The sequence below is a fragment of the Alteromonas sp. H02 genome, from assembly GCF_059682525.1.
The window spans coordinates 2,889,464-2,904,312 of the sequence record NZ_CM185021.1 but is presented as its reverse complement, the minus strand read 5'-3'; the positions used below and the strand labels follow the sequence as shown (position 1 = coordinate 2,904,312).

Sequence of the window (14,849 nt, the reverse complement as noted above, 5' to 3'; positions counted from 1 at the left end):
TACTTTTACTCAACCCACAGCATCCACCGGCATGCTGTATAAAATACTGGCTGGCCTAATGGTGTTAGTGGTGCTTACCCTTACCGGGTGCGGCAGTTCTGGCACAGACTCTGGTTCCAATGACTTGTTGGTGTGTGATGCGCCTCTGGTGCCCGATGAAGCTGGCATGATGTGCGTGGAAAAACCGCCCATTGCTTGCGATCCACCCACGGTACCTAATGAAGATAACAGTGCCTGCGTGGTTGGTGCTGATCCAACGCTGGACGATCCGGTGTATTTCCCAACTGCTAATCAGGCCGTGTTGTACTACAACCGTGCTGGAGTAGGGGCCACAAATGATCCTGGCGACAGTGCCTATGACGGCTGGAAACTGCATACCTGGAATAATGATGCCTGTGACGCTTACGCCGATGGCGATACCGACTGGGCCAATGGCCGGGCGATTTCTGGTATCGATCCTAACTTCGGGGCGTACTGGATCCTGGAGCTTAAACCCGGCGTAGCCGGCACACCGGGCGCCTGTCATAACTTTATTATTCACAAAGGGACTGACGATGCAGGCAAAGAAATGGGCGGAGCCGATTTCCAGGCTCCACTGGATCAGGACGATGAAACCTTCACACGGATGAACTTTACGCTCTCCGGCGTGCCCACCGTTTTTGAATTTCCTTTATTATCACTTGGTCCGCAACCGGTAAAAATTGAAGGTGCAGCGGCGCACTGGCTCGATACACAGGTTGTGTTATGGGACGTACCGGACGGTGTTGAAACGGTTAAACTGCATTATTCTGCCGCGGCCGATTTGGCTACCACGGTGGAAAATGGTCTCAACGGTACCGCCGTCGAGCTCAGCGCGACCAGCCTTACCGAAGAGCAGGTTGCTATTGCCCCACATCTGGCTTCATTGCCGGCATTCGAAGGCCAATGGAATAGCGATGAGGCCAAAGCAGTGCTGAAAACCCAGGTGGTTGTTGGCGGTTATGCAAGCGATGGTACTTTGCTGGCAGCCACACGCTTACAACATGCCAACGTACTCGACCAGTTATACACCCGTGGTGAAAATGACGCCGATGAAGCCATGCTCGGTGGCGTCTATAGCGATGAAGGCATTACCGCAGCAGTTTGGGCCCCTACGGCAACGGAAGTAAACTTGCTTATCTTCAATGACGATAAGACCCTGGCTAACCGTTACCCAATGGCGTTTGATGACACGTCTGGCGTTTGGTCCTATGCCGGTGATACCAGTCTCGACAGAAAACTCTATCGATATGAAGTCACCGTTTATTATCCATCGCTGGAGGAAATTACTACGCTCGAAGTAACCGATCCGTATTCGGTGTCGTTGTCGACCAACGGGCGCTTCTCACGTTTTGTGAATTTAAGTGATGAATCGCTGAAACCAGACGGTTGGGATACCCAGTGGATCCCGGAGATTGCGAATCCGGAAGATGCGGTGATTTACGAAGGACATGTGCGCGACTTCAGTATTCGCGATATGTCTACCAGTGAAACCAATCGTGGTAAATACCTGGCTTTTACCGAAGCCGGCAGCGATCCGGTCAATCACTTACAGACCCTGGCCGATGCGGGATTAACCCATTTTCATATTCTGCCCAGCAACGATATTGCCACCATCGATGAAGATCCGGCCAATACCGTGGACATCTACGATACCGTAGGTCAGCTTTGTGTGAAAAAACCGGATGCCCAGGTGTGTAACGAAGAAGATCCGAGCAGCATTTTACTGGATGTGTACAACAGCTACGACCCGCTATCCGAAGCAGGCAGTGCCCAGGCGCTGACCCAGGATTTACGCAGTGTCGATAGCTTCAACTGGGGGTATGACCCGCATCACTTCAATGCGCCGGAAGGCAGTTATGCGTCCAGTGCTGAAGGGGTTGAGCGGATCATTGAAATGCGCGCAATGGTACAGGCGCTGCACGAGATTGGCCTGCGGGTAGCCCTTGACGTAGTGTATAATCACACCAATGCATCAGGTATCTTCACTAAATCGGTACTCGATAAAGTGGTGCCTGGTTACTACCATCGTTATGAAACGGATACTGGTGCTATTGTGCGGGAAACCTGTTGCGAGGATACCGAGCCGCGTAACGTAATGATGGAAAAGCTGATGCTGGACTCATTGTCGATGTGGGCCAGTGAATACAAGTTTGATGCTTTCCGCTTTGACATAATGAGTCAGTCGACCAAAAACAGTATGGTGCGCTTACGTGAAGCCATCCAGGCTATCGATCCTGACAACTACTTTTACGGTGAAGGCTGGAACAAGATAGACCGTGGTTACGAGCAGGCTAACCAGCTGAATATGGCCGGTACCGAAATTGGTACCTATAACGACAGACTGCGTGATGCGATCCGCTATGGTCATATTTTTAACCCCGACAGTGATTCTGCACTGTATGAACAGGATAGGGTCAAAATGGGCATGGCCGGAACGCTGGCTGACTTTGTATTAAACACCTCGGGTGGACGCGCTACCACGGCCTCAGCACTTGGTGGTTATGCTAAAGATCCTGCCGACATTATCAATTATGTGTCTAAACACGATAATGAAACCCTGTGGGATCAGCTTAACTACGTGTTACCAGAGTCGCTGACCCTCCACGAACGAGTGCGGGCGCAAAATGCCGGTATGGGAATTACTTTGTTATCCCAGGGTATTCCATTTTTACAGATGGGCGGTGATATGTTGCGCTCTAAATCCATGGATCGCGACAGCTACGACTCCGGTGACTGGTTTAACTACGTAGATTTCACCATGCAAACCAACAACTGGAATGTGGGTTTACCGCTCGCTGAGAAAAACGAGGCCCGCTGGTCAGAAATGGGCCAGTTTGTGTCATCGCCTGAACGGGCTGCCAGCATGACGGAAATTGAACTGGCGGCAGAAGTGTTTAAGGAATTTCTAACTATTCGCCAGACCAGCCCGTTATTTCGACTCACTACCGCCGAACAAATCATGCAGCGGGTAGGTTTTCATAATCTGGGTACCCGCCAGCAGGTTGGCCTGATCGCCATGAGCATTGACGACGGCTATAACAGTGAGGCAGAAACCCTGCTTACTGATATCGATGTTAATTATGATGCCGTGATGGTAATGGTAAATACCGGTTATGAGGAAAAGACCCTGAGCGTCAATACCGCTAGTGGTTTTGTACTACACCCGGTTCAGCAAAGCTCTTACGACAGCACCGTACGCGGCGCGTATTTCACCGAAGATCAATCGGGTAATGGTAGCTTTACGGTGCCAGCGCTAACCATTGCTGTATTTGTTAAGCCTCAGGCAGGGGCACAGGGTTATGGTCTGGCGAGTTATGCCACCGCGGGAGCCCCGGATGTAGTGCCTTACGGTGATACGCCGGTTTATCTGCGCGGTAGCATGAATGGTTGGGGAACCGATGGTGAATTCAGTTATCAGGGTAACGGTATCTATACCGCAACAGCCCAGTTAACTGCGGGTAACCAGTATGAGTTTAAGTTTGCCTCCGAAGATTGGGCAACGGTTAACTTTGGTGCAGCCAATGCGTCTGAAGCAACCGTTACCGAGGGCGAACCGGTGGCGCTGGGAACCACTAACAATAACCTGTTCTTTACCCCCACAATCGATGCAACCTATTTGTTTACCATAGATGCCAGCGATCCCCAGGCACCGGTATTAACGGTTGAAAACGAGGAGCCTTATGCGGGAACCGAGGTGTATCTTCGCGGCGGCTTTAACGGCTGGGGTACAGACACACCACTGTTGTATCAGGGTAGTCGTCAGTATCAGGTGGCAATGTCGCTGACTGCTGGCAGCTATGAGTTTAAGGTCGCATCTGAAGACTGGGCAATCGTAAACCTTGGGGCGCTGTCGGGAGCGGATGCCGATAAACAGGTGGTATTAGGTGAGCCGACATACCTGGCGGCGACCAATGACAACCTGGTACTGACCATTGAAGAAGACGGTGACTATGTGTTTGTGCTTGATGCTACTGATAAGGCTGAACCTGTACTTAAGGTTTTCAATGAGCAATTCTTTGGCAATACCCCGGTTTATCTGCGTGGTGGTATGAATGGCTGGGGTACGGATGATGAACTTATCTATCAGGGCGCTGGTGTCTATTCCGTCGATATTACTCTAGGCGGTGGTGCTACCGAGTTTAAGGTTGCCTCAGAAGACTGGGCGACGGTGAATCTGGGCAATCCGGACGATGCTCTGATCAATACCGTTGATGAGGGTGTTAGCAAGACTCTGGGCAGTAGTAACAACAATCTGCTGATTGAACTGGCAGCCGGAACTTACGAGTTCAGGGTAACCGGTCCGGATGCTTCCCAACCCATCCTGACGGTTATTGCGAAATAACCCTGACTTGTTGTACCGTAAAAGCGCGCCTGGTTTCCGGCGCGCTTTTTTTGGGGGAAATAATAATGCGCAGGTTCGCACGTTTACTGTTAGTTAGCTGGTGTTTGATGGCGGTTGTGCCGTCTTATGCTAATGAGCCCCAGATGGATCTGGCGCCTGCCTATACCTGGCTGGAGTTACTGGATAACGGTCGATTCTACCAGACCTGGCAATATGCCAGTCAGAGTTTTAAGCAACGTATTGATGCCTCGCAGTGGGATCAGGTATTGAAAGGAACCCGCAGCAAACTGGGAAATTTAACCAACCGTAATCTCACCGGTTATGGCAAACGTCAAAAGTTCAGCGGTTTGCCCGACGGCGAATACTGGGTGTTAAAGTTTGCCAGTGAGTTTGAGAAGGCCAGTTCACTCAGCGAAATCCTGGTCCTGTCGGAAGAGGGTGGTCAGCTAAAAGTCACCGCCTACTTTATTCAGTAGGCGGACTCATCTCAAAATCCACCTTAACCGCTAAATGATCAGAGTAATGGCGGTAACCCTTATCCATTAGCCGGTCACAGTGGTTTACCCTAAGCTCAGGACTGGTCCATAAGCGATCCAGCTTAAACAGTGGCAGGTGACTTGGAAAGCTTCTGCCGGTGCGAAGCTGCTGGTAGGTTTGATCAAGCCGCTTAAACAGCCGGGTGTTCAGCCACCATTCGTTCATATCACCACCCAGGCAGGCCGGCATTTGATTACGCTCGTTAACAGACTGAATGATCTCGTGCAAGCGTCTGGCCTGATAAGCCCGCTCTTTCTTTTTGAGTCCTAAATGGGCATTCAGCAAACTAAGCGGCTGTTTGCCCAGTGTCACCACAACGTGTTGCAGGGTGCGCGGCTCGCGGCCAGGAACGCTGATATTAAACTGCTGACGGTGCAAAACCGGATGGCGGGTGAGAATCGCATTGCCATACCAGCCATGCTCGGTAGTCACCGTTGGCGCAGGTATCAACATGTATTTGCCGTCAGCACAAATCGCACTGATATCATCGTTAACGTCGCGTTCGGCTGAGCGGGTATCCATTTCCTGTAGCAGTACAAAGTCGGCGTCCTGTTCAACCAAAAAGCGGCCGATGCGAGCATAATCCTGAATGCCGTCCCGGCCGACGCCGCTGTGCAGATTATAGGTAATTAAGCGATACATTCTTCAGATTCTTCTTTTGCCTCTTCTTTTTTCGCCTGATACATTTTAGCCGCTTTCTGCGAACCAATAATCATAGCCAGCCAGAACACCAGACCACCTACCAGGTAGGTCACGGTCTCAGCTGAAGGGTTTCTGAATATTTGCATGATAGAGTCGCCTACCAGGCCCTTAGCAACCATCTGTGGGGCCATGCCTAAAAAGGTGCCGATTAAAAATTGTACCAGTGTGATAGATGAAATACCGGCCACCAGATTCACCAGACTGAAAGGCGCTACCGGCAGCATACGAATTGCCGCAACGCCAATGATGCCGCTTTTCTTCAGCTTCTCATCAACCGCCTCAACTTTCGGGCCGCCCAGTTTGCGCAGTCCGGCATTACCTAACAGTTTACCCAGCAGGAACGTGGTGCCTGCGCTGAGCAGGGCGCCCATGATGCCGTAGAGCGGCCCCCATATCGGGCCGAAAATTGCAGCCACCGCCAGCGAGAGTACAGTGACCGGGAAGAACAGTAGCCCGCCTACCAGATACACCAGTAATACGGTCGGTAACGCAAAGTAGGTGCCGCGGCTTTCTTCCAGGAAGGCCTGAATACGGTCGCCGTCGAGCCATGGAACGGTATTACTGATAAGGATCAGCGCACCCGCTATCAGCGCCAGTATGATAACGCCCAGGCTAATCATAATGGTCCGGCGACGAGGATTGGTAATGGCACTGAATTTACCATGGAAATCCGGTATTGCCGGACCGAGCGGCTCTTCCGGATCAGAAATACTGCGAAATACATTGGTTTCCGATGCGGTGGTAAATTCACTGTCATCAATTTCTGTAAGCACATAACCGTGGGCTAACTGACCTTCCATAATGGCCGTTACCGGCGCGTCACTGTTGATCAGATCCTGCATCTGGTCTGTTTCCCGGCCGGTATGTTCAGCCAGCAGATCGTTGCGGACAAATTCGATGCAGCGCTGGTTTTCTTCCGTGCTGCCATGAAAGACCAAATCCACCTCCGTATCCAGGGTCATTGAGCGATTACTCAGGTTCGATGAGCCAATAACCAGATACTGGTTATCAATGGTCATCACCTTTGAATGCACCCGTTTGTATGCCATCCGGCCTTGTTGATCGCGGATAGACGAGTAGGTCATCATCACCCGACCGTCATCGATATCTTTTTCGATAATATTCTTAAACGTAATACGGCTCGCCCAGTAAGCCTCAGATTCAAACAATCCTTTCGGATCATAAGAACTCACAATGACCACGTGCAGATCAGGACATTCTTTCATCCGCTTGTTAATGGCATAGGCTATCTCTTCACGAGTGGCAAACTGATTTTCAATGTAGATAAATTTCTCTGCCTGTCCAATGAGATTGATTAGCATGTGCCGCACTTCCTGAACCAGCTCGGCGTCTTCCATTTCCGGAATGGTCCGCGCGATAGCACAATCGACGTTGGTAAAGCAGGGCTTAACGCCCTCAGGCCAGCATCTGGGTAAATCACTCGTGTCGGTGTCAGGAAACGGAATTGACTCGATAGGAGTTTCGGCGATACGATTCCAGCGCCAGTGTGCCAGTTCGGTAAAATGTTTTACCAACGGGCCACTGGACACGATTTGCACATCGTGAAATGGACCATATTCACCGTCCGGACCGTTACGGCCGGGTTCATCGATTTTATGTTCACGAGTATCCCAACGATGTAATGCCACATCCATACCGCCGGAAAATACCACTTCGTTATCGATGACAACGATTTTCTGGTGCTGCGAGCCGCCCATGGGAATGGAGTCATCAAGGATAGCCTGAACATTCTCCGGTGTTTTATCCTGCCAAACCTCCAGCGCCCACATTTCACGCTGATCGAAAAAGGCGAAGGACGAGTCCCAGCGTAACAGATAGATTTTAAGGTCAGGATTCTGCTCGGCTTTCCACCTGATCAGGTCGCCAATCCGTGAAGGGGCTTCAGACTGTTCCTCCTCTTCACCATGAAGCAGACGAATACGACTGTCGATATCCCAGCCGACGATGATGATTTGCTTTTCAGCTTTACAAATACTTGAATGCAAGGCCCGGTAGTAGTTAGCACAGTCGATAAGCGGGCTGGAATAGCAGGCCTGAGTTTCCTGCCAACAATTCTTACCTGGTTCGAAAATATTATGCTTGTTCATAGTAAGCCCCTGATTACCCTTATCCTTGATAAATCAGTGTCGCTGAAATTTTGTCAGTTAATATCAGGACCTGATGATAGTTAACCAAGAGTGGTTGCAGGAATTGTACCGTTTGATTGGTCGGGATTTTATTTGTAACCTATTGAAATTAAAGGGGGTTATGGATTTTTAATAATGGCGTATTGATGCTGGTTTGGTACCGCGGGCAAATATTTCCCGACTGTCTGTAGGAATTGCCCGACCTCATAACTACGCTGATAAAGCGCTATTGGATTGTAATGGTTGTTGTGATTTTGTCTCAGCCGACTAAAATGCTTGCTTCTTCAGACTGGAGGTAAAGCGTGTATCGTGCCGTTTCTATAGGGTTACAAAATCCGAAATCAGCGACTAATGTTGCCAGTATTCTACGAGCCGCCGGCTGCTTTGGCGTTAGCAGTGTGTTTTATACCGGCCAGCGTTTTCGTCACGCCAAGGAATTTAATGCTGATACCAAAGCCTATCACCGCGTGATCCCCACGGTTGGCGTTGACCATCTGGAAACAGTTATTCCGTCCGGCGCCACTGTTGTAGGGGTTGAGCTGGTAGAAGGCGCAACACCCTTGCCCGAATTCGTTCACCCGGATAATGCTTTTTATCTGTTTGGTCCGGAAGACGGCAGTATGGAGGCTTCGCTCGTTGCGAAGTGTGACCACGTAGTGTATATCCCTACCTTTAACAGTCTTAATCTGGCCGCCACAGTCAATGTGTTACTTTATGACAGACTGGCGAAAAGTGACTATGACAGCTCGCTGGAATTAATCCGGACCAGCCGGGACACTAATAATCGCTTACGTCTGGATCAGTGAGTCTCCGATACCTCCAAAGTGGCGGCCAGCAATTCATCGATGCGTGTGACTGACAAAGGGCGGTAAAAATAATAGCCTTGGAAGTTATCGCAGCCGTGGGCGGCCAGAAACTCAAACTGAGCCTGGTTTTCAACCCCTTCAGCGATGGTACTGAGCCCCAGGGTCGACGCCAGTTCGATAATAGTTGAACAAATTTTGGCATCTTCTTTCTGGCTGGCACACTCCAATACAAAGGAGCGATCGATTTTCAGCACATCCACCGGCAGGTTTTTAAGGTAGTTTAACGAAGAGTAGCCGGTGCCAAAGTCATTAATGGAGATGGCAATTTCCATTCCCTGTAGGACCTGTAACACCTGAATACAGCGTTCAATATCGTTAAGAAACACGCTTTCGGTGACTTCAAACTCTATCCAGGCGCCAGGAATGGCAAACTCTTCCATGCACTGATTCAAAAACGGCAGAAACGTGTCAGACAGCAGGTGAAGGCCTGACAGGTTAATCGAGACCCGTGGCGTCAGGGGATTAGTGTGATGCCAACTGGCCAGTTGTGCAAAGACCAGTCGCAGGATCAGTTCTTCCAGGGCGATGATCTGGCCAGATTCCTCTGCTACTGGAATAAACTCAGCCGGTGAGGTGAATTTACCCGGGCTCAGTTCAAGCCGCACCAATGCTTCAAGGCCAACCAGTTCGCGATGTTGATTCACCTTAGGCTGATAAAACATGACAAACTGCTGGGCTGATTGGATAGCCTGGCGCAAGGTTTGCTCAAAGTTAAACTGATCAGATGCATCCCGGGCCATGGTCAGCTCAAATATTTTAAAATTATCCCGCCCAGCCTGCTTGGCGTTGTACATAGCAATGTCGGCCTGTTGGATAAGCGTCATGGGCTGGCAATTAGCGTCGCTGGTGATGCTGATGCCGATGCTGGTAGGGATTTTGAGATCCCGGCCGCCCAGGTTTACCGCTTCACGCATAACCTGGAGTATTTTGGTTGCACTGGTAACCACAGTGGTTTCATCGTGATTACCCGTCATCATGATCACAAACTCATCACCGCCCCAGCGGCAAATGGTATCTCTTTCCCGGGTAACGTTAATTAAACGTGCGGCAACTTCGGTTAGCAGTTCATCACCTGCTTTATGGCCTAGCGTGTCGTTAATTTTTTTAAAGCGGTCCAGATCCAGAAAAAACACGGCTACAGAGTCAGAATCCTGATGAATGTTACGCAGGGCAATCTGTAAGGCATCAAGGAAATAGGTGCGGTTGTATAATCCGGTGAGCGGGTCGCTGTAGGCCAGCTCACGCAATTTTTCCTGCAAGCGGCGTTGGCGTGTTACATCACGAATATGCAGGGTAAACTCATTGCTTATACTGCTGCCGAAAGTCGTACCGGTAATGGTAATCTCTGCTGGGAATGTATCGCTGGTGGAGCGGCGCAGTATCAGCGTATTGCGGCGGTTGATGAGCAGGCCACTGGAGGCTACAAACTTACTTTTGAGGCTTTCTGTCACCGAGGGGCGGTCTTTTTCCAGAATAAACAGTTCAATAAAGTTGCGATTAATCACTTTGGCCTGTAAACAGCCAAAGGTGCGTTCTGCTGCCGGGTTAAATTCTATAATGTTACCCTCAAGGTTAATGGTAACAATACTGTCCATCGAGGAATTGAGGATCGCGCTCTTACGCTTTTCGCTGCTTTTAAAATCGCTTAGCAGGGAGTCCCGTTGTGTCATTTCATACTGAACACGTTCAATAACCCGATTGTACTGCCTGGCAATCTGGCCTACCTCGGTAAACGGTTCTTCCGGCACCCGCTGGTTAAAATTGGCCTGGCGCTCCTGAGTGTGCATTGAGTTAAGTAAATCGAGCAATTCGGTAGTGGCATTGTGCTCAGTGACGTTCATACCCAGGTATTCCTGCTCAGCACTCACCCGCAGCGGTATAAAACGGTTAATTAAATTCAGTGCCAGCCAGGCGAGGGTAAAGCTGAACAGGCCGACTACCGTTATGCCGGTGAGCTGACTGCTTAATTGCGCCCAGAAAGCGTCAGAAAATAGGGTTATAGACTGATGGAAAAACGCTACGGCTAGCGTACCCCAAACACCGGCAAACAAGTGTGCTGGCACTACACCCAGAGCGTCATCGAGACGCATTTTTAGCATCAGGCGCTCGCCGCCGTACATCACCAGCCCGGCGATAATACCAATCAGTGCCGCTGAAGCCGGTTCAACAACATTGGCGCTGGCGGTGATTGCAACCAGGCCCGCTATGACGCCGTTGAGCATTATGCTCACGTCCAGGAACCGATGCCGGCTGACAAACAATGCACTGGCACTAAGCCCACCAAAAGCCGCTGCAAGACAGGTATTTACCAGAATGACTGGTACCTGCTCATTGAGAGTCAGAGTACTGCCACCGTTGAAGCCAAACCAGCCAAGCCAGATGAGTAGGGTACCCAGTACGGAAAGGGGCAAATTACTACCAGCGGGGAATGTATGATTATCGTCGAAGCGCCCGGCTCGCGCTCCGAGCACTATAATGGCAGCCAGACTGACCCAGCCGCCCACCGAGTGCACTACGGTTGAGCCGGCAAAGTCAAAGAAGCCCAGGCTTTCAAGCCAACCCGGATTTTGTGGAGAGTATAACGAGCTCCACGCCCAATGACCGACGAAGGGGTAAATAAGCGTGCACAACACTATGGTGATGATCAGATAGCCGCGATAGGACATCCGTTCGGCTACCGCGCCGGATACCAGCGTGGCGGTTGTGCCACAAAACATCAGCTGGAATAAAAAGAAACTGTACTGCCAGGGAGAGTGGTTTGCACCAAAAAGGAACTCAGATGTACCGAAATAACCCATGCTGGACTGACCAAACATGATGGCAAAACCAAACATCCAGAATAATATTGACGAGACGATAAAATCTGAAAGATTTTTCGCCGCCACATTAATACTGTTTTTGCTGCGTACTTTGCCCGTTTCCAGGCATAAAAAGCCCGCCTGCATGCAAAAAACTAAAATCGCAGCGAACAATAACCAGCCTGTATCCAAAATGTCACCCTTTAAAGCAGATTGTGTCAGGTAAATCTGCTCTACCAACCGCAGCAATAAATTTAAAATTAACCATTAATTAAGCAATATTCGTACCTTTGAAAATAAACATGTCCTTTTGCATTTATTCTGTGAATACGTATGCACAAAGTTGGCGTTCCGGCCAACTGCCGTTAGTATTTAAATCATTGTTAACAGGCTGTTACGCATCGCTAATTCGCGCAAAGGTGAGCAGGGTTACAGCCAGATACTGCATCCTTTTTCCAATGATGAGACGCTTCTCATTGTTATCGCCGGTACGCCGTTGCTAGCTGGGGTACTGGCGATGTTTTTAACTTCCGGATTCGGCGTCAGAACTACAGGATAATGGCTCTTATGAAATTGACTATACCCGCAGCTTCAGTGCTACTTGCTCTATCATTGACTGGCTGCAGCACCACTGAGCAGGGAGTGCAGGAAGAAATTTATGGCACCAAAGAGCCCTTTGCGGCACAAGCCATTTATTTTGTTCTGACCGACCGTTTTGTGGATGGTGACCCAACCAACAATCATGAACAGCAAGGCGGCGAAAACCCAACCTGGGAATTGCGCTTAAACGGTCCCGACGGCAAATTTGCCAACGTCGGCTACATGGGGGGCGATTTACAAGGCGTGTTAGATAACGCTGACTATATCGCCGACATGGGTTTTACGGCAGTGTGGTTATCACCGGTACTGGATAATCCGGATGAAGCGTTCACCGGGGATGAGCAAATCACCTATGGCGGCCAGTTTAAAGACGGCGGTAAAACCGGCTATCATGGTTACTGGGCAACCAATTTTTATAAGCCCGACGAACACCTGGTCAGCGATTCACTGAGCTATGCTGACTTTACCGGTGCCATGCGCAAGAAGGGGTTCAAAACCGTATTTGATATTGTTGCCAATCACGGTACCCCGAGCTGGACTATGCCCGTCGATCAGCCAGGCTATGGTGAATTGTATAACGCAGATGGCGAGCTGGTGGCCGACCATATGAATTTAGCCCCTGAGGCGCTGTCGCCCCAAACAGAACCATTGCATGCTTTTTTTCATCCGTACCCGGATCTGGTTAAGCTATCTAATCTCAACGAGCATAACCCGGCAGTGCAGGATTATCTGATCAACAGTTATTTGTACTGGATAGAGCAGGGCGCTGACGCGTTCAGAATCGATACCATTCGGCATGTTTCGCATAGTTTCTGGTGGACGATGGCGGAGCGGATCCGCGCTGAGCATCCGGGCTTTTACATGTTTGGCGAGAGCTTTCAGTACGACGCCAATTTTATCGCCCAGCATACGCAGCCTAAAAATGGCGGCATAGCGGTGCTTGATTTTCCGCTGCAAAAAGCGATGGTAAATGTGTTTGAAAATGCTGATAGCAGCTTTGCTGCGTTAGCAGAACACCTTTATCTGACCCACGGCCCGTATCATAACCCTTACGAGCTCACGACCTTTTATGACAACCATGATATGGCGCGAATGAATGCCAGTGATGAGGGGTTTATCGATGCGCATAACTGGCTGTTTACTGCGCGTGGGATCCCGGTGGTTTATCAGGGCTCAGAATTTGCCTTTATGCGCGGTACTGCCGAACACGCCGGTAACCGCAATTTTATTGGCCAGGCGTTACTTAACGAGCAGCGTGAAAACCCTATTCGCCAGGCCTTAAAAGCTATTGCTGAGGTTCGCAAAACCACGCCAGCCCTGCAGCGTGGCCTGCAATACAATCTTGCTATGGAAAGTGACCTGGCCATGTTCTATCGGGTGCTGGTGGAGAATGGTAAAACCCAGATTGCCCTGGTTATGCTGAATAAAGGTGATACGCAGGTCGCCATGACCGCCGATAAATTTGTCGAAGCCGGCGTGTGGCAGGAGCAATTAACCGGCAAAGTAGCGGAAACACTAAATGGCACACTGATCAGCACGGTCCCGGCGCATTCAGCGAGGGTGTATGTGCGCAATCAGCCAATCAGCAACCCGGCTTTTACGCAGGCATTGTTAAACCAGATGGCCCGTCAGTAACACCGGCTTTATTTAATGTCGCAACCGCAGGACTGACGAACCACCAGATTAGTCGGCAACAAATGGTCATCCGTTGGCTGGCCATCAATCGCCAGCAACAGATTTTCCACCAGTTTTTCGCCGGCCTGAGCCGTGTTTTGTTGCACGGTGGTCAGGCCAGGAGTAGTAAATGCCGCTAACTGAATATTGTCAAAACCGACTACCGCAACATCCTCTGGCACCCGTATCCCGGCTTCTTTAAGCTGCTGAAGCACGCCCACCGCAATAATATCTGCCGCACACACAATGGCATCGGGCAGCGCTGAAGTGGTTGCCAATAAATACTTTGCTGCCTCAATACCTGCCTCCTCAGAAGAGATTGCATCATATTGTTGGTGATTGTGCTGTTTATCCAGCGCACTGAGAAAGCCTTCGTAACGACTCTGAAACTCAGGCGCTTTGTCGCCGATATCACCAATGAACGCAAACGACTGGTAATCGTGGGAGAGTAAATGACGGGTAACAGACTGCCCGCCACTAAAATTGTCACAACCAATGGAGATCCCGGGCCATTGCTCAACGGGCGCTCCCCAGCGCATAACATGCGTATTATGCTGATGTAACTGACTGAGTTTACCGGCATAGGAGCGATAATCGCCGTAACCGAGCAGGATCAGCCCGTCGGCCTTATGGGAGTCTTCGTACTCTGCCTGCCAGTTACTCTCGAGGTTCTGAAACGATACCAGCAGATCATAGCCTTTAGCGGCGCAGGCTTTGGTAATACTGCCTAACATGGCCAGAAAGAAGGGGTTCACCAGTGAATCATCTGAAGTCGGATCCTCAAACAACAATAAAGCAATGGTGCTGCTGCGCTGACGGCGCAGATTACTGGCGTTTTTATCTACCTGATAATTAAGCTCTCGCGCGATTTCCTGCACTTTTTGGCGGGTTGCAATATTGACCAGCGGACTGTCATTCAATGCCCTGGATACAGTGGATTGCGACACGCCGGCAAGGTGAGCAATGTCAAAAGAGGTCGGTTTATGCTTCATGCGTCGTTATTATAGTTCATATTATAATTTAACCGATGGGTCCAAGCTGATTAATATCTGCACGATACCCGTTTTATTGCACTGAATTGTAAGTAGTGTTGGTTAGCACCCCTAAGACAGTGATATACTTTTGTTAAACACGAAGTAGTGTAAGCATAGCGTTTTTCTTC

8 protein-coding genes are annotated in these 14,849 nt (G+C 50.0%); 4 read left to right on the top strand and 4 right to left on the bottom strand.

Going from position 1 to position 14,849, the window contains the following annotated elements; translation table 11 throughout:
* Positions 1-31 precede the first annotated feature (31 nt).
* Positions 32-4,363: an alpha-1,6-glucosidase domain-containing protein gene (locus AC566Q_RS13450; protein WP_499617510.1), complete on the top strand. Its 4,332-nt coding sequence runs from the start codon at positions 32-34 to the stop codon at positions 4,361-4,363.
* Between the two features lie 65 nt (positions 4,364-4,428).
* Entirely contained in the window at positions 4,429-4,839 is a 411-nt protein-coding gene (locus AC566Q_RS13445; protein WP_105934112.1) for a DUF4019 domain-containing protein, read from the top strand.
* Here AC566Q_RS13445 and AC566Q_RS13440 read toward each other — a convergent pair.
* Both AC566Q_RS13440 and AC566Q_RS13435 read right to left on the bottom strand, forming a co-directional pair.
* Positions 4,829-5,542 (bottom strand): endonuclease/exonuclease/phosphatase family protein, encoded by a 714-nt coding sequence (locus AC566Q_RS13440; RefSeq protein ID WP_105934111.1) that lies wholly within the window; start codon positions 5,540-5,542, stop codon positions 4,829-4,831. The genes AC566Q_RS13445 and AC566Q_RS13440 overlap by 11 nt on opposite strands.
* On the bottom strand, positions 5,530-7,710 hold the full coding sequence (locus AC566Q_RS13435; RefSeq protein ID WP_499607001.1) for a VTT domain-containing protein: 2,181 nt from the start codon (positions 7,708-7,710) through the stop codon (positions 5,530-5,532). Before AC566Q_RS13435 ends, AC566Q_RS13440 begins: the two co-directional genes overlap by 13 nt.
* Before the next feature lie 341 nt (positions 7,711-8,051).
* Here AC566Q_RS13435 and AC566Q_RS13430 point away from each other — a divergent pair, with 341 nt between their 5' ends.
* The gene (locus AC566Q_RS13430; RefSeq protein WP_499606999.1) at positions 8,052-8,555 is read left to right on the top strand and encodes an RNA methyltransferase; all 504 of its coding nucleotides are present in this window, start codon (positions 8,052-8,054) and stop codon (positions 8,553-8,555) included.
* Here AC566Q_RS13430 and amt read toward each other — a convergent pair.
* Entirely contained in the window at positions 8,549-11,605 is a 3,057-nt protein-coding gene (gene amt / locus AC566Q_RS13425) for an ammonium transporter (RefSeq protein ID WP_499606996.1), read from the bottom strand. The genes AC566Q_RS13430 and amt overlap by 7 nt on opposite strands.
* Before the next feature lie 366 nt (positions 11,606-11,971).
* On the opposite strand from amt, the gene AC566Q_RS13420 reads away from it, so the two are divergent.
* A complete protein-coding gene (locus AC566Q_RS13420; protein ID WP_105934109.1) occupies positions 11,972-13,648 on the top strand; it encodes an alpha-amylase family glycosyl hydrolase in 1,677 nt (558 codons plus the stop codon).
* A gap of 8 nt (positions 13,649-13,656) precedes the next feature.
* Here AC566Q_RS13420 and AC566Q_RS13415 read toward each other — a convergent pair whose 3' ends face one another.
* Positions 13,657-14,679, bottom strand: a complete 1,023-nt coding sequence (locus tag AC566Q_RS13415) for a LacI family DNA-binding transcriptional regulator (protein ID WP_105934108.1) — start codon at positions 14,677-14,679, stop codon at positions 13,657-13,659.
* Positions 14,680-14,849: the final 170 nt, after the last annotated feature.

Excerpts from the sequence above, each read along its gene's own strand:
- AC566Q_RS13450 (WP_499617510.1), top strand. The coding sequence starts at position 32 with ATGCTGTATAAAATACTGGCTGGCCTAATGGTGTTAGTGGTGCTTACC.
- AC566Q_RS13445 (WP_105934112.1), top strand. The coding sequence starts at position 4,429 with ATGCGCAGGTTCGCACGTTTACTGTTAGTTAGCTGGTGTTTGATGGCG.
- AC566Q_RS13440 (WP_105934111.1), bottom strand. The coding sequence starts at position 5,542 with ATGTATCGCTTAATTACCTATAATCTGCACAGCGGCGTCGGCCGGGAC.
- AC566Q_RS13435 (WP_499607001.1), bottom strand. The coding sequence starts at position 7,710 with ATGAACAAGCATAATATTTTCGAACCAGGTAAGAATTGTTGGCAGGAA.
- AC566Q_RS13420 (WP_105934109.1), top strand. The coding sequence starts at position 11,972 with ATGGCTCTTATGAAATTGACTATACCCGCAGCTTCAGTGCTACTTGCT.
- AC566Q_RS13415 (WP_105934108.1), bottom strand. The coding sequence starts at position 14,679 with ATGAAGCATAAACCGACCTCTTTTGACATTGCTCACCTTGCCGGCGTG.